Genomic DNA, 22,400 nt, shown 5'->3' on the forward strand with positions numbered 1-22,400 from the left:
GATTGGATACCTAATTGCTCCACCACGTCACTAGGACTATAAAACGGCTTCATAGCGTTTCGCTCCAAAAATATATTCGCTATAGCAATGATATACCCTATTTCCTAATAATTCACGTATCACTTGTTTTCATTTTTAACTTGCATAATCTTCACTTGGGTAATCTATTTAGTTCGAATTACAGCCCCGAGCTTAGGGACACCTATCAATTTTCAAAGTGGATACTTATTACTTTTCGATAACAAAATCAAAATCTTTTTTCATTTATACGAATTTTTGTACTAATACAGGATATTCATAAGCCTAAAAATCTCATCATCTCCACAATGTATAAAATCATGTATATAGGTCGGACAAGTGTAGAAACAAAAAACCAAGTAAACACAATGATTCCAGCCTGTCCTTGCTACCGATAAATTATAAGACGTTATGTTAACCTCACATGTATACGATATACATTAAATAACGATGTAAACTAATGCTGCTATAAGATTTGGTATAGCCATTATTAAAAAACCTTTTGATTGGTCGATACGGCCAATTTTACGCGTTTCCTTTTTTGAAGATAGAGTTCCTTTATTACCTAAAATTAAACTATCAATGAAGTAAGCTAAAGCTAACCCAATGCTAATTAACCCTAAAGTTCCGCATACATAATAAATGTGACGCCACTCCCCACTAAAATAAGCTTCTACAGATACGAAAAGTAATAGAAGTATTCCTGAAATGAGTCCTCTCTTTATCATTATGATCCCTCCTTCAAAAAGATTAAATATCCACATTATACCATATCGGTGCGTGTATATTTTTTAAACAAATTCCGGTAATGAGACGTAATTTCAACTATAAGTGTATAGAGTATACAGAAAGGGATTACTCTTTTCTAACAAGAATAAAGTGTATAGACTTAATTATCGAGGAGGAAAAATATGAAAGATTTTGAAGTTAGAGAGATACAAGATATCTTTTATAATGATCTCACTCATTTAGTACAAGAAAGTAAGCAAGATGGCTTTCGTTTTCTTGAAAGGCTAGTTAATGATTATAAGATTGGTATCAACACTTTTGATAAGCCCGGAGAATCCTTATACGGTGTATTTAACAAGAAAAATGTGTTAGTTGGTATTGGAGGACTTAATATAGACTCATCCTTAAAAGGACAAGAGGTTGGACGATTGAGGAGATTCTATATTGCTAAGGATAATCGAAGAAATGGACTGGGAAAACTCCTGTTAAATACCATCATTTGTGTTGCAAGAAGGCATTATAAAATCTTGGTACTTTATACAGACACAGAGCAGGCTGACAAGTTCTACATCTCCACGGGTTTCCTAAAAAGTGATACCTACCCCCACGCTACGCATTATCTAAATTTGTAAAATATGCAAATTCGGACATCTCATAGTAGGTTTGATCTAAAACTTTATCGTTTCCTATTCTTTTGTGCTCCGAATAAATAGTATATTCTTAATTATATATTTTATAAAAGGAGGGGATAATTTTGAGAAAAAGGTATCTATTTTTAATAATAGTAATCATTTTAATTTTTTTTGGTGGGTATAAATACAGAGAGCATAAAAATGAACAAAAGGAGCAAGTTATTAAAGATAAAGCTGAAAAAGTAGCCATCCAATGTTTTAAAGAACAAGAAAATCTTGATATCACAGTAACAAAGTTTAAATTTACTCCTTCTGATCTAGGTTGAATATTTGTATCGGGACATGTTACTAATGAACCAACTCGCAGAATTTTGGCTGTTGTAAATTATAAGGACAATTACAAAGTAGAAAGTACAGGGCTTGACGAAGAAAAGAAATAATAACCATAGAGCATTCACTTGAAAAGAAAATAAACCTTAACTATGCTTAGTATTTCAAACTCTATTTATTAGATACTATAAATAGAGAAGAAACCTTCAAATAGACCTTTAAATATTTTAAAACTAAAACTCATTATGAACTTGTTCCATATATTAAGTACAAAGCAAAAAGAATCATAATAACGGGTATATACCAAAACAATTACCATATTAGATTTGTTTCTACTAATTGGGACTTTACAAAATCATAAAAAACCAAAAAGAGAGTACTTGTATATAGATATATTGTGTATTCTCTTTTTCCCTGTATGCTACATAACTATTTTCACCTCAAAGCCAACGTTACTAACTGTATCTACCACTTTTTTAATATTATTCTTCTATTAGTATCTACCGTAAATCACTGATATAACTACCCTCCGCCCACTTTTACTTTGGGGCAGAAATGGAGCGGAACACTGCAATTTTATATCAAACTCAAACATTTTTAATCTATTTATTTTAATAATGATATTATTGGGTGTGGAATACAGAGAGAGTTTACAACAGCTCATGATATGAAAAATGCCAAAATTATCTTAAAAAAAGACGGCATGGAAATTTCATTTTAACAGGTTATTCAGTTGACTAATAGGAGGAAAGAAATATATGCTATTTAAAAAAAATCCAGAAGATCCGGTTTATCAGTTCTTAGCAGCAACATTTTATCAAGATACATTTTACGAAGAAGCACTCCAAGAGTTACTTGAAGAAGAAAGTACGGAATATTTACAAGACGCTATTATTTTTCTAACTGAATTTATTCAAAGCGATTATAGTAATACAGAAAAAAATGAATACATACGGTATTCTGCAGATGGAATATATTTTGGCGGGTTAGAAATAACACCATTAGAATGGCTTGAACAAACAGTTAAAACGATAAAACAAACATTAAAAAATACTTAGTAAAAATTGACCGCCCGTAATAGGCGGTCTTTTTTTCATATTACTTCACATACGCATCACTAGCCGTAATGTAATACGTATTCCCTTTCGAGTTGTGCACTTTATACTGCGGTGAGCTGTTTACGTCAACCTTAGCGTCGATAGTAAATCCGAGTGTTGGTTTGAAATAAAGTTCAATTAAAAGCAATCTCGCTGCCTCTAAGAATTTGATATATGGTCAGCTGTTATTTTAAATAAAGTTTGATCAAAAATTCACCTTGAACTACATAGATATAGTTTTTGTTGCAACTGTTTGTTGGAATGCCTTATCATGCTCAACAATAACCATTGTGGGATTAAATTGTTGAATAAGCTCTTCAATCTGCATACGCGAATAAATATCAATAAAATTTAATGGTTCATCCCATATATATAAATGAGCTTTTTCACATAAACTTTTAGCGATAAGCAGCTTTTTCTTTTGTCCACCAGAATAATGAGATATATCTTTCTCAAATTGAATTCGGTCAAAATCCATCTTACGTAGGATGGATTTAAATAACGACTCATCAATCTCGTGCTCTTCAATAAAGTCCGATAACGATCCCTTCAAATGAGAAGTATCTTGTTGGACATAGGAAATGATGAGCCCTGACCCTAAATTAACTGAGCCTGTATGCTGCGTTGGCTGTCCTAGAATTAGTTTTAGGATACTACTTTTCCCGCTTCCATTCTTTCCATCAAGTACAATTCGGTCACCTTGTTTAACTATGAAGCTAATTGGCTCATTCACTATTTGGTCATCATATTTAACAGACACATCCGCCAAAACAACCAATTCATTTGACTGAAATTTCAATTGTTCTAATTTTAACGACTCAGTTTTCTCCACATTTTTTAGTAATTTTGACTTTTCTTCAATAGCTTTTTGTTGCCTTGATTCAAGGTTCTTCGCTCTCTTCATCATCTTCGCAGCTTTATGTCCTACAAAACCTTTATCTAACTTAGATCCTGAATTCCTTGTTCCATTTTTGGAAGCTTCCACTTGATGAGACCAACCTGCTGAACGCTTTGAAGACTGTTTTAATCTCCCTATGTCTTTTTGTAGACGCTCATTTGTAGCCTCTTCGTGCTCTTGCTGTCTATCAAAATTTAACTTCCAAGAAGAATAGTTACCACTTTGAACTTCAATATTTGCTCTATTTATAGATAAAATATGGTCAACACATCCATCTAAAAAGATTCTGTCATGTGAAATCAAAATAAATCCTTTTTTCTTCCTTAGATAATCAGAGACTATCTTTCGTGCATCAGTATCTAGATGATTTGTTGGCTCATCAATTAATAGAAATTGACCCTCATTCAAAAACAGTGCAGCAAGCAACACCTTTGTTTGTTCTCCATTTGATAATGTTTTAAATGGTCGGTACATGACCTCGGCATCAACATTTAAATAGGATATTTCACGAAGAAATTCCCAATCTTCTGCTTGGGGACAAATTTCTTCAAGGATTTCATGAGTAAACTTGTTCTTATCCGAAACTTGGTAAGGGAAATAATTAAATTCTACCGAAGCAGTGATTTTTCCACTATACTCATAATTCCCTAATAATAAATTAAAGAACGTCGTTTTGCCTCGTCCATTCCTACCAATAAATCCCAGTTTCCAATCCGTATCTATTTGAAAATTTACACCTTCAAAAATGTTATCAAAGCTACCTGGGTATGAAAAAGTTAAGTCTTGGACTTTTATCATTGACATAATAATTCCTCCTTTATATATCGAAACGTTTCATATAAAGTCGGAACATCCATCAATTTTTTAATTCCTCCATATAAGTTTGATGGATATTAACGACTTATATAGAGCATTACATGTGTAACAATAGTCTCTGAATTACTCACTTTTCTCTCTCCTTTATTTGTTAGGTTAAGGTTACAGACTAATGATTATCAACTTACCTATAAGAGAATAAAAAAATCCCCCAAATTTGTGATTGGAAGGATTAGCCTTTCACTTATACTTAATAAGTCCTTATTAATCATTGGAATCATGACAAATAAAGTATGAACTGATTTGTGAAAAATGGATAGACTAACCCTATATTTTGTAGTTTGAAGTTATTAATTTCAAATTAAAATATCGATTAGTTAATCATTATTCATCCATCAGTCCTCTCATTATTCTATTTTTAGAATAACATTCTTTTTTATGGAACGCAATTTCAGAATCATCTTCACATTATCCAATCTCATTTAAATCACCGGATCTCTTCTGCCGATTTTTTAGCGTCTTTCGCAAATTCTATTAAACTGACTGTATTATTTGGTCGCATTTACCAGGTGAATTTCCTGAATATTTATATTACCATTGAATTGTCGAGTCTAAATTTTTTTGGCAGCTACTTGAAGTCCCGCTTCGTCACGGGACTTCTTTCCTTTTTTCATAACTTTCTTCTTTTATGGGATCATTTGCATCGTTTCTTCTCTGTATAATCATATTATTATGGGCATTTCAGCAAACATCCCCTAATACATTCCAGAGCTTTTGCTATTAAACAAAAAAGTCGCCTACAAGGACCGTTCTAATTCTCTAGCTCCTCCACTACCATCTCGTCTAATACGCTTTAAATATATTCAATTAAACCATTCGTTTATAAATAAGTTTGATTATTTCTTGATGCTTGTGCCATTAAAGCGCCCGATTGTGAAATTGGCAAAGGCAGTCTAATTATCGAATAGCCCTCTTCCCCTCAAATTTGCGGAAACTGGCTCCATTCCTATTTCACGTGCCCATATAGATAACTGGCCGATATGGTGGATTTCGTGGACAATGATGTGACGTATGATCTCTCCATGTGTACATTCAATGACTCGGCGCCTGATTGGTGCGTCTCTCGAGCTAATCGGTTCTTTATTGAAATCAGTTTCTGAAAGTTTCCGAGAATCCATTTCATTTGTCCAAGATGTCACAAACAGCTTGACTTTCTCGTGGTATTGAGCTGAAAGATTTTTCACTTTTTGTAAGCTAGCATAATCTTCAAACAATGGCTCCTCAGGCACTGGTTCACCTCGCAAACCTAAGATCCACATATATTCCACATCTACAATGTGAAATAGAGTATGTAGGATACTGCCGAACCCACCGACCCGTTTCTTTAATAGTTCTTCATCCGGTATGTCTTCGCACAATGTAAACCAATCATCACGAACTTGCCAGTTATATTGAAACAGTTTCAGCATCACAACAACCTCCGTCTTTTAAATTAACATTTAATATTCACCAAAAGACTTCAAAATCCTTATTTAAATAATAACTCTAAAAAACCTGTTAAAACCCTCTACAAACTAGCCCTTTAATTGAGCATTCTAAATGAATTTAAAAGGGCAAAAGAAAAACCCTATTATACAGGGTTTTATCAAACTTTGTTTTAAATTATCAATCTATGACATTCGAAACTCTCAAAGGTAGTCATCAAAATTGCCTTATTATTATCAACAGAACGATGCCAACGACTACTAATCTATCGAGGAATACTTTTTCCCTTAAAGTGAAGTAGTTCTTTAGCTTGGATATTCCTATGAAAGCTAATATACAAATAACATCAATACACTTGTAACTATCCCGACCCAAATACAGAGAATGAAACAATAGCCCATGATATCTTTAATTTTCAATCCTAGCACTCCTAATAGAGGTAGTGCCCAGAACGGCTGAATTAGATTTGTCCATGCGTCCCCCCAACCTACCGCCATTGCGATAGTAGCTGGATCTACACCTAACTTCAAGCCTGCTGGTACCTGCAGCGGTCCTTGCAAAGCCCATTGTCCCCCGCCAGACGGCGCCAATAAATTCACCAATCCCGCCGACCAATATGTAAATATATCAAATGTATCCTTTGAAGCAATGGACGCCATCCATTCGATGATTGAACTTCCCAATCCTGAACTTCCTAAAACAGCGATAATCCCTGCATAAAACGGAAACTGTAGGATAATTGGCGAAATGGATTGCGCGGATTCTTTAAATCCTTGTGCAAAGTTGCCAAGGGAACCATGTAGTAATAAACCGAGTGACAAGAAAAATAAATTAATGATATTTAAATCTAAGCTGCGACCGTTTATAAATTCATACATACAATACAACGTGCCGATTGCACCTAATACGATTCCGAGAATTGGTGTCCATTCTAATTTTTCCGCAGCAGTTAAATCTTTTTGAGGGGGTTTTACAAAAGAATTTGTATCTGTTTCGTTTGCTTGATACCTGATAATCCCGCTCTTTGGAGCCATAAGTACAATAATAATCGGCATTGTGATGAATAGAGCGAAAAAAATAATTAGAGTAGAGTAACTAAAGATTGTTTGTGAGGTAGGAATAATTCCAATCATATCTGCAAGAAAATGATCCTTTGTGGCAATTGTCAAGCCAATAGAGCTGGAAAGGCCTGCACTGTATAAGGCTGTCGGAGCATAAGCAGCTGCTACAAGCAATGGAAAATGTGCATTCGGATTCTTTTTCGCCACTTCCTTCGCAATGATTGCTCCCACAACTACCGCTAATCCCCAATTGATGTAGTACGCAATTGCACTAATTAAAAATGTCATCGTATAAGCCTTTTGAGGTGTGTCTGCTAACTTTGCAACTGACTGCAAACCTCTATTAACAAACGGGACGGACGCTAACGTCATCCCTGTAACCATTAGTAATACCATTTGCATTGTAAAAGTCAAATAAGTCCAAAACCCATCTCCCCAAGATTTTACGATTGCATACGGCTTAGAGGGATTCATCAAAAATGCCACAATAAAAGTAAACAAAGTGAGCAGCACAGCAATAACAAAGGCGTCCGGTACATACTTCTGAGACCATCTCGAAAACATATTTGCGCACTTTGTAAGCAATGATTCTTTCTTTCCTAGATCTGCATCTGTGTTTTTCTCTAATAGGGAATGCTTCATAAATATTCTCCTTTCCAAATTTTAATAAGATAAATATGAATAACATTCCACAAAAGAAAATAAATTCCTTTTACACATGCAGATTCTTCTCCCATTTAACTTAAGGAAATTTTTCATCTCTAGCTAGTATTTCTACCGCATAATTTACTTCTATATTTATACTAGAATAATTTATTCCTTATACATTCTTAATACATTCCTGTCCTCCAATATTAAATCTTCTTTATGTTTAAATGTAAGTCAAATTATATTTTTAGCCCATCATCATCACTATAATTATCCAATCTTAATATTTTCCTTATAATTCTTTAGAAATTCTTTAACTTTTCTTTCCTCCTAGTTAAATATTAATTTTTACACTAGTAATATCGAGATACAAGGAGGATAGCCTATGCAATATTTTAAGAAACTGATGCTTCTTATCTTATCTTTTCTTATTACTGCAATTGTTGTTTTTTATTTTTATTTCTATGTAAATGGACCTTCAATTAAAGCTAAATCAGCTATTTTAATAGATACAACATCAGAAGAAATTGTATATAAAAAAAATGAAGATATCCCTCTTCCCTCAGTAAGTTTATCAAAAATGATGACAGAGTATATTGTGTTAGAACAAATACATAAAGGAAATATCAATTGGGATGATCGTGTAAAAATAAATGATTCTTCCATTCAAACAGAGAGAAAGGATATTGATATAAATACTGCCGATCAAGTAACGGTTCGTGATCTGTTTCATGCAATGGTTCTTACATCTAATAATAGTGCGGCTGTATCTTTAGCAGAACATATTTCAAAAAGTGAGCAAGACTTTACGAATTTAATGAATGAAAAAGCGACACAACTTGGACTTTCTAATAAAACATATTTTGCAAATGCAAGCGGTATTATAGTGAATCAACAAGAAGAATCTAAAATAACAGCTTTAGATGCCTCCAAATTAGCCCAGCATTTACTAACAGATTATCCTATAATATTGGAAATTTCCAAATTAACCTCTTATCAATTCACCTTCAAAGATATACATGTTTTCAATACAAATAAAATGTTGTATTCACTTGATAGCAATGTGAAATTTAAAGGCGTCGATGGTTTACAAACTAGCTTTGCAAATTCTGCTGGATATAGTTTTGCTGGTACAGTGCAACAAGGAAACAAAAGATATATTTCCATTGTAATGGGGGTCAACGGAGAAAATAGCGTGTTTATCGAAACAAAAAAACTATTTACTTATGGTTCCGAGCCTACTCGCATTCCATCTCTTCAATCTGTTAAAGATTATGCGCTTTCATGGATCTCGTTATTTCAGTTTAAAAATCTATTTGTACAAACAATAATAATTTTTGTTATTATCATCATTTCGCTATTCCTACATATACGAAAAAAAGATTCAGAGGATTTTTAATTTCAAACCCTCTTTTACATAAAAACCGACTTGCGTTTTCAAGACAAGTCGGTTTATCTTAGTTTTCTTTTTCTTTATCTTTTTCATAATATAACTCATTTGCATACCTTCTATTTGTCCCCTTTAAATATGCAAAAATAATTTGAGGTCTCTTTATTAATGCCCAATCACCATGTTCATCAAATTTTCTACATGAAGTTGTCATATATGCTTTCTTTATCGTATTGAATTTTTTTCCACTCGTCTTACCATGTTTTTTTAAACGCATCGCAAATTCTGCATCTTCAGCCATTAACAAACCTTCGTTAAAACCACCAATTGCATTAAAATCTTTCCTATAACACCAGAACATCCCAACTGATATGAGTCCATATTTAAAAATGAGAGGAAGAATTAATAATACTCCCGATACTATGATTCCTAGTGAAATACGTTCAAACTTTGCTTTAACACCCCCACCTATATATTTTCCAGTCATTAATTGCTTTTCTATTTCACTCAACATATTCTCGCTCATCCAGCTATCTGCATCAATTGTAACAATGATTTCTCCCCTAGCTACTTTTGCACCAGCATTTCTTATTTTAGAAAGGTTTTTGTTTTCATCTTGTACAGTTACGCAATGATATGACTGGGCAATTTCTTCTGTTCGATCACTACAGCGATTTAGTACAACAATAACTTCAACCTTATTTTTATAATTTTTTGATGCAGCCACAATAGAATCCAGGCATCTACCAATATACCTTTCTTCATTGTGTGCAGGAATTATAATAGAAAATTTAATGTCTTGTTCACTATCTCCTCCTACAAAACAACTACCTCTATCCATGTTGCATCTCTCCAATACAATTCTTATATTTTGGCAATTCCTTACTATATATACAGATACATTTACTATAGAACAAATTTCTGTATTCACATTGAATTATAATTAAAATCTGCCTACTTTTTCATACAAAAAAACACCGGAATTTAGGATTTATGCCTAACGACTCGGTGCTCCTTTCTTTCTAACAATGATCATTACCTAGAATAATTCAATACAAAACTGGCATTCCTATTCTAAAGAATTCAATTTCTATATTACCCCTTAAGATAAATAGCCTATTATCATGTTGCCTTAGCTTATATAATATCTCTTATTTACTATTTTTTCAAAAAATACGTTAACGGGGGCCTTTACACTTTCGCCGACAAATGAATCCGCAGCAAAATGAATAACTACTTCTACTAATCTAAGTCTTTTCCTGTTCCTTCTGCCTTCACAGCTCGGTGCTATCACCCTAGAGATTACACCCAAGACAGACACAAAAAAGGAGCAAGCCCCTATTACATAAAGATTAATTAGTGGTTTGCTCTCTTTTTTCAAGCATATTCACTCTTGGGTTCTAGTGAACATTTTTTCACCAAAACAGAATAAACCAGTCTGGAACCCAGTCTATTCTGTCGCATTCATTCACGTTATTTAGAATGTCTTCAAAATTTCTGTCCCTTTAAATTGAGGCAGCCAGTCACCATGTGCTTCAATGAGATCATCGCATAATGAGACGATATCATCGATAGACAGTTCTGCCGCAGTATGTGGATCAAGCATTGCGGCCTGATAAATGTGTTCTCTCTTACCTGTTATAGCTGCTTCAATAGTAAGAAGCTGGGTATTGATGTTGGTACGGTTCAGCGCCGCCAGCTGTTCAGGAAGTTCTCCTACATAACAAGGTGTAATTCCGCTCCGATCGACCAGGCACGGAACTTCAACCACAGCTTTTTCCGGAAGGTTACTGATTAAGCCGCCTGTATTCAAGACATTTCCGTGGAGTTTAAATGGTTTATCAGTTTCCATTGCATCAATGATATAAGAAGCATATTCAAGTGTACGTTTATGTGTCAGGTTTTTATTGTTAACAAGGTCTTCACGCATTTTCACCCAGTCCTCAATTTGATTGACACAGCGGCGCGGATATTCATCAAGCGGAATGTTCAACTTATCGATGAGTTTCGGATAGTTCCTTTTAATGAAGTATGGATGATATTCGGCGTTATGCTCGGACGATTCCGTTACGTAATAGCCGAAACGGTTCATCAGTTCCAAACGAACCATATCATCATGTTTTTCTTTTTGCTTTTCAGCCGCACGTTTCTTGATTTCCGGGTACAGGTCTTTCCCATCTCTTGTCACTTCTAAAAGCCAGGCCATATGATTGATTCCGGCAATTTTCCACTGGACATTTTCTGTATCCATTCCGAGCGAACGAAATAAGTACGGAACACAGACCTGAACGCTGTGGCACAATCCGACCGTTTTTACGCCACCGTAACGAATCATTGCCGCCGTTAACGTCGCCATCGGGTTTGTATAGTTTAAAAACCAAGCATCCGGACAAACTTCACGGATATCTTTGGCAAAATCAAGCATCACCGGAATGGTTCGTAATGCGCGAAAAATGCCGCCAATACCGATTGTATCTCCAATTGTCTGGCGAAGCCCATACTTTTTTGGAATTTCGAAGTCGGTCACCGTACAAGGCTCATATCCGCCGACCTGTATAGCATTAATGACGTATTTTGCTCCTCTTAACGCCTCTTTCCGGTCCGTATAAGTCTTGATGTACACGTTGCTACCGGAGCTTTCCTTTAGATTTTGCAGAATGTTCTCAGAATCCTTTAAGCGTTGATGGTCAATATCAAACAGGGCAAACTCGAATCCTTGGATACTAGGTATTAACATGCAGTCACCAAGTACATTTTTGGCAAAGATCGTACTTCCAGCACCTAGAAATGTAATTTTTGACATTTTCATCCTCCTCATGAACCATTTTTATTTATTATTTATTGCAACTAGGATCGGCTTTTTAGAATAAAAATCCGTGAAAAAAATCGTTCCATTGCAGTGTTCCTAAAAACAGTTTGTTCTAGTTGAATACCAGCATTCATTAACATGAAGCCATAATCCGATTTAGGCTTTTCTAAAAATTAGAACTCCAGATTTCTCTGTCTCTATCCTATGTAACCCTTTGAATAGATCGGTTTTATGTTTTCGGATTAAATTGCCAGTACAGCTGTATGTCTCAATTGTTATATTGACAAGATCTTTTTCTAAATCTAGGATGAACTCCTCGTTTAAAGTGCCATTTACAATAATAAATTCCTCGGGAATATTGGTACCAGTCTTAATACAAACATCTGCGTAAATGGCGATTAGTCTGGTTGAGTCATTCATAGTTTCTACTATCGGGTAAAGTAATTCTGGTGCAGTAGGCTTTAAATCACCATTCAATAATACGTCTTGGTATTTTTTCGAAAACCCTAGCCAAAACTTTGCCATTTCAAAATGATCTTTATTTAATTTTTCAAAACGCATGGAAAATTGCGGTACACCAAAAATGACATTGATTAATTGCAGTGCCGCATTTTCAGTCGTATCTTCTGGACTCCACATAATCATATCGGAATGAACAGCAGTGTTTCCTGATAGCAAGCGTAGATCCATAATACCAACACGGTTTGTAATTGCATCATTCGGGCAATCTCCTACCCTGAAAATATTTCCATATTTCCTCATATAAGGTCCGATATATCTTTGTCTGAATTCAACCATAATGGATGGCTTAATTAATTTTAAACTTTCCATAATATCAGTAAATAGACGATCCACCGCTTCCTGTACGGATTCATAATCCCGTTCTGGATCAAATTGAATTGCTTGGCCCTTCGCTCGATTTAAATCAAATAAATCAATAAAATCAAATTTAAATCCGTCTAGATCCCACTCTTTCAGAGCTTTTTCGTAAGTAGATATCAAATATTCCCTGACTTCTGGGTAACGTGGATCCAAAACTCCTGCCTGGAGACTATCATTGAAATATAAAATTTTACTTCGGAAGCGCTCCCACGTCTTTGAATAGATTCCCACAAATGGTACACTATACCACAATAAATATTTCATCCCCAAATCATGTACTCTCTCAACATGTTCCCTCATGCCCACGATTCTTTTAGGAGACACTTCCCAATCTCCACAATAAGCATAACCACGATGATCATCTTCTGTCTGCCAGCCATCGTCAACGATAACAGCCCCACAACCTAACTGTTTCGCAATCTCACATTGTTTCTCGATTTCATCATCAGATATGTCCTGATGAAAGCTATACCATGTCGAATACATAGGAAGCTTCGCAGTTTCTGGAACAAAGGATGGCCCATATCCATCCATTTCCTCATACCACACGGAAATATCTTGGATTGCTTGATAATAAGGAATATCCCTCATATCGACTCGAATCACTCCATCATAGGATGATCGAACTTTGGATGGCTCTGTAAATAATGTGATTTGCGCTTTCATCGTTCCAGTTTCTTCGTGGACGCCCAAATTAAAATTAACAGTATCCATCGCATTGGAATATGCTACAGCCAGCCTGTTTTGTCCTTCTTGATTATAGAAACAGCCAACCGGGGCTAATACTGTTGCTTTAGAAGAAAAACCTCCATCCCAATCCACACCGAAACTTTTACTACGGGAGGATCCCGGATGCCAATATGATTGAATATCAACAATTGGGTGATGCCAAACTAAATTAACTTTGGGGAATTGAATGGGTTGTTCTGATCCTATATGGATATGAACAAATAAAACTCCATTTTCTTCTCTTTGGTCAATTTTGACTTTGACACTATCTTCATGAATGGCCTCAATGTTTACCTTTTGTGTGATCATAGCCTCTCCTCCTCTTTTTCTTTTTTAGAATATTGAATTATAGAGCTACACCTTTTAAGCGAGCAAAAATATTTTTTGTAAACAATACGATGACTAGTGCAATACCACTACCACCAAACATGAAAATTAGACCTGGATATATTAAAAAAAGAAGTGCCATCAGAATGAGAGTGATGATGATCATGATCGTTTTTATCGGATTTGCTATGCCTATTAATGTGGCATATTTAAAATAATGAAATGTTTTTACTTCAAAATGATTAAATGTCTGAATAATATAGAGTAAATTCACTACATAAAATAAAAGCATTGACAAACTCATAAGGGAAAGAACCCTACTTACCAAGGTGTCATACATTTGAAAAAAATAAAGATCCGTCATAAGTATCGAGCCTATTAAAACGATGACAAAACCCATTTTGTTCGATTTTTTAAAATTAGATTGATAGGAATTCCAAAAAGTTGCTACCATTTTTGTATCCTTTTTGTTGATCAAATCCATTATTAATTGGAACATAGCAACAGTCGATGGGAATAATCCAAACACCCCAAAACCAATCAATGTAAATCCAATCCACAATAAATTAAGAAATAACAATTTCATGATCCATTCTAATAAATGATAAATCCTTGCGATCACGGCCCACTTCCTCCTTTCTGTCTTCCTTGATCAGGTAGGAAATAAACATTATTTGATACCTGTATTTTGAACGCCATCCAGGATAAAGCGCTGTGCTATAAAAAATACTATAATGGGAGGAATACAAATTAATAGAGTCGAAGCCATGATAGAAGTCATATCAACTCCAAACATCCCTTTGAATTGCATGAGTCCCAACGTTAAAGTGTATTTACTTTGATCGTTCAGAAAAATTAATGGTCCTAAATAATCATTCCATGAGCCTAACATTTGAAACACACCGACAACCACCAATACTGGAGCCATTAACGGAATGAATATCCGAGAAAAAATTTGAAAATGGTTCGCTCCGTCTATGATCGCTGCTTCTTCCATTTCTTTAGGAACTCCTAATAAAAATTGGCGAAGTAAAAAAATGAAGTAGGGTGATCCAAAAAAGTTAGGAACAATCAGTGGTTTTAAAGTATTAATCCAGCCCAACTGATTAAATTCCATATATAAGGGAATTGCAGTTACATCCCAGGGAATCATCATTCCTGCTAGTAAAATTAGAAAAAGAATGTCCCTTCCTTTAAAATTGAATCTGGCAAATCCATAAGCTACTAAAGAAGATGATAATAGTTGTCCGATGATGCCTAATCCTGTAACAATCAAAGAATTTTTCAGAAATGTTGTAAAAGGTAAAACAGTCCAGGCTGTATAAAAATTACTAAATTCAAACTGAGACGGAATTAGTTTCGGAGGAAAAACAAATGTCTCAGCAGGGGTTTTTACAGCTGTAATGAACATCCAAAGAAATGGTGCGATAAAAAATAAACAAAAAATAATCAGTATTGTATGTACAATAACCTTCGTTGTTATACTTCTCGTAATCATCATATTCCTCCTTTCCTATTTTTGTTTCTTTTTCATTTCATTTTCATAGTAAACCCAAGTATTAGATGTTTTGAAAACCAGTAATGTCAGAGCCAAAATAATTAAGAACATAAACCAAGCATTTGCGGATGCATAACCCATTTTAAAATACTTGAAAGCATTTTCATAAACATACATCGCATAGAAATACGTCTTTCTTAAAGGTCCTCCACCTGTTAGAACAAGCGCGAGTGTTAACTGTTGAAATGCTGAAATGATAGCAGTAATGACATTAAACAGAATGGTTGGACTAAGCATCGGAAGTGTTATTTTACTGAACTTGTGCCATTTACTTGCACCATCTATATCTGCAGCTTCATATAGGTCTTTCGGTATATTTTTTAAACCGGCTAAGAATATCAGCATCATAGTCCCTTGCCCCCAAATACCTGCAAACACGATGGCAAAAAGTGACCAGGTTGGATCATTTAGCCAGTTTGGTCCATTAATGCCTATTAATGATAGTAGATAGTTTAGTAAACCGTATTCACCGTCGTACATCCATGACCAAATCATTGAAAGGGCTACTCCCGAAACAACCGTAGGAAGATAGAATATCGTTCTATAGCCTGAAAGCCATTTTACTTTTTGATTTAATAATATAGCTAGCAAGAGAGCAATACCGATGTTTAACGGTACTAAAATAGCAGCAAACTTAAAGGTAACTCCTAAAGATTGCCAAAACACTGGATCATTTGTAAACATATCAACATAATTTTTGAAACCAATAAACGTTGGGGTTCCAACAGTAGGCCAATCAAAAAAGCTTATGATAAGAGAAAAAATCAAGGGTCCGAACGTAAAACAGAAGAAACCAATGATCCAAGGAGAAATGAATAGATAGGGAGTAAGGTCTCCCCATCTAATCTTTGATAGAATGGATATAGGTCGTTCGGGAACCGTTTGAGTTATTTTATTTTCAGTTTTTATAATCATAAAATGATCCCCTTCTTTCTCTTAAACTATTTTTTCAATTCAGGCTCTATTAATTTAACCGCTTCATTCAAGGCTTTATCTGCTGAATTTTGCCCTAATAATACACTGCTAATTGCATAATCTAGTTTTTTGTCAACTTCTGTCCATTTGCTTGTAAGTAAAAAGCCTGGAGTATCTGATGATCTTTCAAGCATAGAATAGAATGTACTTAATAACTGATCATTTTTATGACTTTGTTCGGAAACCACACTCTTAAGTACTGGCATATCAGACTTTCTCATTTTTGCTGCTTCTGCTGATACAAAGTATTTGATAAATTTCCAAGCTATGTCTTTTTCTTTAGAGTCTTTGGCCATTGCAATTCCTGCAGAATGGATAACACCCTTTGAAGGTTGTCCATGAAAGGATGGAATTTCTGCAGTTCCAAAATCCATGCCAGCCTTTTTAAATTCTTCTAAAGGCCAAATGCCGTTCTCGATCATAGCTATTTTCCCTGATTTGAAACTATCAGTGACTTTATCAGACACAATAGCACTATTTTCATCAATCATATGTTGAAAGTCTTTAAGGATTTCTTGTGTTTTTGAACTATTCATATATCCATCTACCTTTTTGCCATCAGGACTAATGAAACTACTCCCATTACTCCATACATATTCTTGGAATGCATATGAATTTTTTTTGGAAGAGAGAACAAACCCATATTGTTTCTTTTCAGGATTGGATAACTTTTTCGCTGCATCACTGAACTGCTCCCAAGTCCAACCAGAAGTCGGAAGAGGTACCCCTGCTTCTTGGAAAAGTTTTTTATTGTAGTAAATGACGCGAGTGGTAAAACCAACTGGAAATCCATAGGTAGTATCTTTAAATTTGTGATAGTTTAGAATATTTGTATAAAAATCATCAAAAGTAGTTTTAAAACTACTGTCTTTATTTACGTAGTCATCAAGTGGCTCCAGAGATTTATAGTAATCTGGATAATTCCACATATACATGACATCAGGGGGATTTTTTGCTCCGAAAGAAGCAGCCAGCTTATCCTCAAACCCGTCAGCATATGCTTCAACTTGCACTTTCACTCCTGGATTCGCCTTTTCAAACTTTTTCGCAATATCTTGTTGATATTTGAGACTCTCTCCAGTATCCCATGTAGCAAAGCGTAATACTTTCTCCCCACTTTTACCTTGACTAGAAGATTTCTCACTGTTCGCGCAAGCAGAAAGCACCACTGCAAAAGAAATAGCTAAAATTAATAATAACGATATTCTTTTTTTCAACATAAATCCCCCCTATCATTTTTTGAAGATCAATTTTGTCTTTTGTAAAACAATCTTTAGACCTAACTTTAAGAATGCGTTTTCATTCCTTCTTAAAAATTTTTTAAATCCCCTCACCTCCACAACTTTTTCTAATAATCAAATTAGTCGGAACCACCACTTTTAATGGCAGTGTTCTCCCATCAATGCGTTCAACTAGAAGATTTACTGCTACTTTCCCCATCTCCTCGGTGTGAACTTTTACAGTGGATAATGGAGGAGTAACAAATTCGCATAATTCAATCCCATCAAATCCAAAGATTGCGATATCATTAGGAACCTTTAATCCTGAATCCGTTAAAGCTTTCAAAGCACCAATGGCCATAGGATCACTTCCAATGAAAAAGGCGGTAGGGAGATTCCCTGAATGGATCGCTTCCTCCATTAGCGTTAAGCCATCTTTCGTTGCCCATTTTCCAATATAAGTATATTTCGGGTTATATAATCCCTGTTCCGTTAGCATTTTTTCATATGTTCTTTTTCGTACATCTTGAATCTCTAATTTTCCAGATAATCCACCAATGGTATATGATTGACCACCAATATAACCGATTTTTTTGTGTCCTAAATCCAATAAGTATTGAATAACCTTTTCAGTAGCTTTTTCACAATCTATCACCACTGAATCATATAGTTGTTCGTCAGGAGATACATCGACAAACACTAAATGTTGTACTTGCTTTACTTGATTTTCCACCTCTTCTTGACCTATGACTCCTACTACTATTAATCCATCCAATCCTTCTAGATCCTTTTTATTGAAAGGAGGTCTCAACACTTTCGATAGTTCAATTCCCAATTCAATCATCCTCTTTTCAATTCCATTACGAATGGCCAAAAAATATGGATCATCAAATTCCGATTCCTGAGAAAGATACATCAAAAGCCCAATTTTTCCGTACTGCTTAGGATTGGTAATTTTTTTTTCTATATTTCGTTGCTTTTTAGGTATGTAATCTAACTCTTCTGCAGCCTGAAGGATTTTTTTCCGAGTCTCTTCTGTAACGGATAAAGTTTGGTCCTCATTTAACACTCTTGATACAGTCGTTTTTGATATCTGTGCCTTTTTGGCAATTTCATTTAATGTTACCAATATGATTACCTCTTTTTCTATTTTTAGTAAATAAAAATTAATAATTTACTGAATTTTTACTTAAATATAATATATCAGAGGTAAAAAATAAGCGCAATATTAATTTTCATAATTTTCAATTTAATTTTCCGCCACTATTCACCCATATTGAAATTCAAGGATCCGAAGATTTTAATAACTATTAACATTCACTCATTTTTTATTACGATAAAAAGAGCGAAAAAAGTCCAGTAAATAAATCAATTAATTCAGTAAACTAAAAAAATAAATCCCCAAAATAAAAATTTACTGAAGAAACATTCAGCCTCTTCAACTGTAATTGCATTAATCTCATTGCTATTGGGGTAGCGAGTGCCATCAAAGGAGTTAATAAAAATAATGATTTTTGAGGGTAACACGGGTACAATGTGGCTTCATCCTCGGGTCTAATTGGTATGGAATTACAAAGAGTAATGGCCATATTCACCGTTAATTTAAAAAGAATCGTAAAACTTTTTGGGTTCATTTCATTCCTTCCAGAATTATGGATTGAAAGTCGGCTTTTCTATTTAATATAAGAACTTTTCATTGGTGATTTTTGGTTACCTAATTATATTAGATTGTGAAAGGATGTCCAAAATTCCGACCCGTTTTCAATGTAAACGTCAAGTAACTCCAAAATATACAATAAAAGTTGATTTTGGAGTTATTTTTTGTTTGCTTCACTTTTTTGGTACTTTGCAACTAGATGGTAAATCCATTGATCACGGCAAGACTTTATCAATTTCCTCTTTATTGTTTTAATCGATGTTAGGAAGTGTTTCAAACAAATAACGAAGATAATGATAGGGACTTAGACACTACAGCAACTGTTTGAACAACATCAAAAACATCTGATCAATTTGATAGTTCTTATCTACTGTTATCACACGAGGTTTAGAAACGTACGAAAAGGCCAAGGCTTTCTTGAAAAAGCACTTGGCTGCTTGTTTATCTCTTGATTTACTTAGATAAAAATCAATGGTATTCTGTTCTGAATCAACGGAACGATATAAATATAGTGCATTTTTACTTTAATATAGGTTTCATCAACTCTTCATGAATCATTTGCTGTTTTAGATGCTGTCGTACTTTCTCTTTTAATTGAGATCCATATTGATGAACTCAGCGCATAATCTTTGTATGATCAATTGATAATCCTCTTACCTCCATCATTTTCACCAGATTAGATTTTTATTATATTTCCAATCAATTTAATATTTTCTCCATCAATAACTATCCCGGCACCATCTTTACAAGCATAAATTGTCCTATTTTTCAACTTGGAATAATCCCTTACTAAATCTAAATATTTTTCACTCTGTTCCTCACTCCAATGAGGCAGAAAATCAAAATCTACAAAACCTAAAGAGCTTCTATCCTCTAGTCCTATTATATCTTTGTCTACAAATTGAGCTGTATCAATACTTTTAGTTGTTATTATACTGCCTGCACTAACCCCAATCAAAATCCCACCATTTTCCACATAATATTTTAATGGCTGCATTAAATTTCTTTTTCTTAGGGAATTTAAAAAGAGGAATGTGTTTCCACCCGAAAGATGTATTGCATCATAATTAAATATGTCATTAATCTTTCTTTCATCGTATTCTTTATCTAAATCAAAATATTCTACATTACTAATTCCTAATTCTCTATAGTATTTAACTACATAATTAAAATACTTTCCTGTTACATCTGAAGATGATCGAAGATATGCTATTGAAGGGTTTTCTTTATTTAATAATCTTAAAAGTTCATAATCCAATTTTCTATCTTCTTGCACTTGATCACTATATAGTACTATTTTTCTCACTAAAATCCCCCTATTTTCTAGTTCGTAAATTACTTGTTTTCAGTTAATTAAGCCTAGTGTTTATCACTGACACCTATAAAAAGAACTGCAATTATGTATTAATATCACCTTTCATCATTACTTTTTCAGAAGTATATTGTCTTACATGTTCATAAGCAAGTTCAATTGCGTGTTCTTTTGAATCTATAAGAGATAGATTACGTGTTAATGGATTCCAATATTCATATCCCTCATCTTCTGTCCATCGAAAAACTTCAATTGTATATAATTTGTCATTCAAAATACATACAACTAACTTTCAGCTCGATAATTCTTCCCAAGCTCTTCTCCTATCGAAAAATAGTGCCTAAAGTTATAAAATAATGGACTCCATTTTTGCGGATCAATATGATTTTCCCCTAGTATTATCTCTTCATGCGCATGTACATGAACAATCTCGGTTTCAACAATTGCAAAGAAAGGATCATATTCTGGAATCCTAATTTGTTTTACGATTGTTTCGATTTGTAATGGGCATTCTTTAATACGTTGTGGTTTTACAAATTTTGAATCTAGCAGAGTCAAGCCAGCTAGTGCAAATTTATCTTTTTGATAGGTATATCCCATTTCTTGTTTGTAAACTGGGACATGTTCTAATCCTGTATAAGGTGCGATTTTTTCCACTTGTTTCCACTGCGATGAAGAAGGTAAATTAATAACACATTCTCTATTCCTTTCAAGATTTTCAATCGATTTACCTCCCAAACCAATACCTAAAATTACATAGTTTCCTAAAGCCCATGAAGAAGACATTGGACTAATATTTGTTGTTCCATCCTCATCTAATGTCGATAATAAATAAATTGGCATTCCATAGTATAAAATCTTTGGTTTTATTTCTTTACATAACAGTTTCTCTGTTTTAGCATTCATACTATCACTCCTAAATTCGATATTTATTTGTATTGTAAAACACAAATAATTCCATTATCATCGAAATATGGATGTAAAATAAGGAGTGATGCAAATGAATGTAAACGCAGCAAAAATAGCTTCTCTTATTAGTGATACATCACGAGCAACCATCTTAATTCAACTTTTGGATGGTCGTCCACACCCAGCTACTGAATTAGCACATGCCGCAAAAATCAAACCACAAACAGCTAGCTTTCATCTTCAAAAACTATATGAAGCAGAAATTATAGATGTTGAGAAACATGGAAGACACCGTTATTACAAAATAACCAATCATACAATAGCAGAATCTCTAGAAAAAATACTATATTTAGCTCCCCCAGAACAAATTCAATCCTTAAAGCAATCGAAAGAGACTAGAGAAATTCAATATGCCAGAACTTGCTATGACCATTTAGCTGGGAAATTAGGTGTTGAAATTACAAATTCACTTTTGAATAACAACATATTAGTTAAGGAAAATTTACAATTTGAGGTGACTAAAGAGGGACAATTATTTTTCAAAGAATTTGGTATTGACTTGGATTCATTATACAGGAAAAGACGAGCATTCTCAAAATGTTGCTTAGATTGGACTGAAAGACAACACCATATAGCAGGAGCCTTAGGAAAAGCTATATTAGAAAGAATGTTAGAACAAAATTGGGTAACAAAAGCCCCGAAAACGAGAGCTATACATGTAACACATTTAGGAGAACAACAAATATTGCGTACATTTCTTATAAAATGAATTTTTTATTACAAAAATCAATTCTCCTATATACAGAAGAAAACTCGCTTCCTTATACCACAAAGCTTGCGAGTTTTACTTCTTACCAGTAATCATAAATAATAGAATCTAATGTGATTACGGTAAACGTGCTAGGAGCTAGAGCTGTC

21 protein-coding genes and 1 pseudogene are annotated in these 22,400 nt (G+C 34.1%); 5 read left to right on the forward strand and 17 right to left on the reverse strand.

The window, feature by feature from the left end; translation table 11 throughout:
* Positions 1-458: 458 nt before the first annotated feature.
* Entirely contained in the window at positions 459-746 is a 288-nt protein-coding gene (locus CN288_RS17410; protein WP_026590863.1) for a hypothetical protein, read from the reverse strand.
* A 183-nt stretch (positions 747-929) separates the two neighbouring features.
* Between CN288_RS17410 and CN288_RS17415 the strand changes: the two genes are divergently transcribed.
* The 3 genes from CN288_RS17415 (at position 930) to CN288_RS17430 (ending at position 2,767) form a co-directional block, all read left to right on the forward strand.
* On the forward strand, positions 930-1,379 hold the full coding sequence (locus tag CN288_RS17415; protein ID WP_090689409.1) for a GNAT family N-acetyltransferase: 450 nt from the start codon (positions 930-932) through the stop codon (positions 1,377-1,379).
* Positions 1,380-1,501: 122 nt separating this feature from the next.
* The gene (locus CN288_RS28870; protein WP_176527688.1) at positions 1,502-1,705 is read left to right on the forward strand and encodes a hypothetical protein; all 204 of its coding nucleotides are present in this window, start codon (positions 1,502-1,504) and stop codon (positions 1,703-1,705) included.
* Positions 1,706-2,467: 762 nt separating this feature from the next.
* Positions 2,468-2,767 (forward strand): hypothetical protein, encoded by a 300-nt coding sequence (locus CN288_RS17430; protein ID WP_098302712.1) that lies wholly within the window; start codon positions 2,468-2,470, stop codon positions 2,765-2,767.
* A gap of 40 nt (positions 2,768-2,807) precedes the next feature.
* Here CN288_RS17430 and CN288_RS17435 read toward each other — a convergent pair whose 3' ends face one another.
* The 4 genes from CN288_RS17435 to CN288_RS17450 all read right to left on the reverse strand — a co-directional run bounded on the left by CN288_RS17435 (position 2,808) and on the right by CN288_RS17450 (position 7,708).
* A complete protein-coding gene (locus CN288_RS17435) occupies positions 2,808-2,954 on the reverse strand; it encodes a hypothetical protein (RefSeq protein WP_303745781.1) in 147 nt (48 codons plus the stop codon).
* Between the two features lie 75 nt (positions 2,955-3,029).
* On the reverse strand, positions 3,030-4,508 hold the full coding sequence (locus CN288_RS17440) for an Lsa family ABC-F type ribosomal protection protein (protein WP_098302713.1): 1,479 nt from the start codon (positions 4,506-4,508) through the stop codon (positions 3,030-3,032).
* Between the two features lie 965 nt (positions 4,509-5,473).
* Positions 5,474-5,989: a DinB family protein gene (locus CN288_RS17445; protein WP_026590858.1), complete on the reverse strand. Its 516-nt coding sequence runs from the start codon at positions 5,987-5,989 to the stop codon at positions 5,474-5,476.
* A 345-nt stretch (positions 5,990-6,334) separates the two neighbouring features.
* Positions 6,335-7,708 (reverse strand): short-chain fatty acid transporter, encoded by a 1,374-nt coding sequence (locus CN288_RS17450; RefSeq protein WP_098302714.1) that lies wholly within the window; start codon positions 7,706-7,708, stop codon positions 6,335-6,337.
* Between the two features lie 391 nt (positions 7,709-8,099).
* Here CN288_RS17450 and CN288_RS17455 point away from each other — a divergent pair, with 391 nt between their 5' ends.
* Entirely contained in the window at positions 8,100-9,113 is a 1,014-nt protein-coding gene (locus CN288_RS17455) for a D-alanyl-D-alanine carboxypeptidase family protein (RefSeq protein WP_090689396.1), read from the forward strand.
* Positions 9,114-9,171: 58 nt separating this feature from the next.
* Here the strand turns inward: CN288_RS17455 and CN288_RS17460 are convergent, their stop codons facing one another.
* The 12 genes and pseudogenes from CN288_RS17460 to CN288_RS17520 all read right to left on the reverse strand — a co-directional run bounded on the left by CN288_RS17460 (position 9,172) and on the right by CN288_RS17520 (position 21,479).
* On the reverse strand, positions 9,172-9,945 hold the full coding sequence (locus CN288_RS17460) for a glycosyltransferase (protein WP_090689393.1): 774 nt from the start codon (positions 9,943-9,945) through the stop codon (positions 9,172-9,174).
* Positions 9,946-10,581: 636 nt separating this feature from the next.
* The gene (locus CN288_RS17470) at positions 10,582-11,907 is read right to left on the reverse strand and encodes an alpha-glucosidase/alpha-galactosidase (RefSeq protein WP_026590853.1); all 1,326 of its coding nucleotides are present in this window, start codon (positions 11,905-11,907) and stop codon (positions 10,582-10,584) included.
* Between the two features lie 162 nt (positions 11,908-12,069).
* Positions 12,070-13,833 carry a glycoside hydrolase family 36 protein gene (locus tag CN288_RS17475; protein WP_026590852.1) on the reverse strand — a complete coding sequence of 588 codons (1,764 nt, stop codon included), beginning with the start codon at positions 13,831-13,833 and terminating at the stop codon, positions 12,070-12,072.
* A 37-nt stretch (positions 13,834-13,870) separates the two neighbouring features.
* Complete coding sequence (locus CN288_RS17480) at positions 13,871-14,473, reverse strand: YesL family protein (protein ID WP_090689382.1); 603 nt, start codon at positions 14,471-14,473, stop codon at positions 13,871-13,873.
* Between the two features lie 48 nt (positions 14,474-14,521).
* On the reverse strand, positions 14,522-15,349 hold the full coding sequence (locus CN288_RS17485; protein WP_026590850.1) for a carbohydrate ABC transporter permease: 828 nt from the start codon (positions 15,347-15,349) through the stop codon (positions 14,522-14,524).
* A gap of 15 nt (positions 15,350-15,364) precedes the next feature.
* On the reverse strand, positions 15,365-16,324 hold the full coding sequence (locus CN288_RS17490; RefSeq protein ID WP_090689380.1) for a carbohydrate ABC transporter permease: 960 nt from the start codon (positions 16,322-16,324) through the stop codon (positions 15,365-15,367).
* Between the two features lie 26 nt (positions 16,325-16,350).
* Positions 16,351-17,601: an ABC transporter substrate-binding protein gene (locus CN288_RS17495; protein WP_090690009.1), complete on the reverse strand. Its 1,251-nt coding sequence runs from the start codon at positions 17,599-17,601 to the stop codon at positions 16,351-16,353.
* 103 nt (positions 17,602-17,704) lie between these two features.
* Positions 17,705-18,733 carry a LacI family DNA-binding transcriptional regulator gene (locus CN288_RS17500; RefSeq protein WP_098302715.1) on the reverse strand — a complete coding sequence of 343 codons (1,029 nt, stop codon included), beginning with the start codon at positions 18,731-18,733 and terminating at the stop codon, positions 17,705-17,707.
* Positions 18,734-19,620: 887 nt separating this feature from the next.
* Positions 19,621-19,939: pseudogene (locus tag CN288_RS29670) on the reverse strand (DDE-type integrase/transposase/recombinase); the annotation flags it as partial.
* A complete protein-coding gene (locus CN288_RS17510; protein WP_176527690.1) occupies positions 19,938-20,567 on the reverse strand; it encodes a Type 1 glutamine amidotransferase-like domain-containing protein in 630 nt (209 codons plus the stop codon). The pseudogene CN288_RS29670 and the gene CN288_RS17510, both read right to left, overlap by 2 nt.
* Positions 20,568-20,658: 91 nt before the next feature.
* On the reverse strand, positions 20,659-20,847 hold the full coding sequence (locus CN288_RS17515; RefSeq protein ID WP_090689374.1) for a hypothetical protein: 189 nt from the start codon (positions 20,845-20,847) through the stop codon (positions 20,659-20,661).
* Positions 20,848-20,858: 11 nt separating this feature from the next.
* Entirely contained in the window at positions 20,859-21,479 is a 621-nt protein-coding gene (locus CN288_RS17520; RefSeq protein ID WP_098302718.1) for a flavin reductase family protein, read from the reverse strand.
* A 94-nt stretch (positions 21,480-21,573) separates the two neighbouring features.
* On the opposite strand from CN288_RS17520, the gene CN288_RS17525 reads away from it, so the two are divergent.
* Positions 21,574-22,251 carry an ArsR/SmtB family transcription factor gene (locus CN288_RS17525; protein WP_098302719.1) on the forward strand — a complete coding sequence of 226 codons (678 nt, stop codon included), beginning with the start codon at positions 21,574-21,576 and terminating at the stop codon, positions 22,249-22,251.
* Positions 22,252-22,400: the final 149 nt, after the last annotated feature.

Source organism: Bacillus sp. AFS023182 (assembly GCF_002560575.1).
Classification (GTDB): domain Bacteria; phylum Bacillota; class Bacilli; order Bacillales; family Bacillaceae_G; genus Bacillus_A; species Bacillus_A arachidis.

What these genes read in the sequence shown, in the direction of transcription:
- CN288_RS17410 (WP_026590863.1), bottom strand. Translation starts at nt 746, where the DNA reads ATGATAAAGAGAGGACTCATTTCAGGAATACTTCTATTACTTTTCGTA.
- CN288_RS17415 (WP_090689409.1), top strand. Translation starts at nt 930, where the DNA reads ATGAAAGATTTTGAAGTTAGAGAGATACAAGATATCTTTTATAATGAT.
- CN288_RS17430 (WP_098302712.1), top strand. Translation starts at nt 2,468, where the DNA reads ATGCTATTTAAAAAAAATCCAGAAGATCCGGTTTATCAGTTCTTAGCA.
- CN288_RS17440 (WP_098302713.1), bottom strand. Translation starts at nt 4,508, where the DNA reads ATGTCAATGATAAAAGTCCAAGACTTAACTTTTTCATACCCAGGTAGC.
- CN288_RS17445 (WP_026590858.1), bottom strand. Translation starts at nt 5,989, where the DNA reads ATGCTGAAACTGTTTCAATATAACTGGCAAGTTCGTGATGATTGGTTT.
- CN288_RS17450 (WP_098302714.1), bottom strand. Translation starts at nt 7,708, where the DNA reads ATGAAGCATTCCCTATTAGAGAAAAACACAGATGCAGATCTAGGAAAG.
- CN288_RS17455 (WP_090689396.1), top strand. Translation starts at nt 8,100, where the DNA reads ATGCAATATTTTAAGAAACTGATGCTTCTTATCTTATCTTTTCTTATT.
- CN288_RS17460 (WP_090689393.1), bottom strand. Translation starts at nt 9,945, where the DNA reads ATGGATAGAGGTAGTTGTTTTGTAGGAGGAGATAGTGAACAAGACATT.
- CN288_RS17470 (WP_026590853.1), bottom strand. Translation starts at nt 11,907, where the DNA reads ATGTCAAAAATTACATTTCTAGGTGCTGGAAGTACGATCTTTGCCAAA.
- CN288_RS17475 (WP_026590852.1), bottom strand. Translation starts at nt 13,833, where the DNA reads ATGATCACACAAAAGGTAAACATTGAGGCCATTCATGAAGATAGTGTC.
- CN288_RS17485 (WP_026590850.1), bottom strand. Translation starts at nt 15,349, where the DNA reads ATGATTACGAGAAGTATAACAACGAAGGTTATTGTACATACAATACTG.
- CN288_RS17490 (WP_090689380.1), bottom strand. Translation starts at nt 16,324, where the DNA reads ATGATTATAAAAACTGAAAATAAAATAACTCAAACGGTTCCCGAACGA.
- CN288_RS17520 (WP_098302718.1), bottom strand. Translation starts at nt 21,479, where the DNA reads ATGAATGCTAAAACAGAGAAACTGTTATGTAAAGAAATAAAACCAAAG.
- CN288_RS17525 (WP_098302719.1), top strand. Translation starts at nt 21,574, where the DNA reads ATGAATGTAAACGCAGCAAAAATAGCTTCTCTTATTAGTGATACATCA.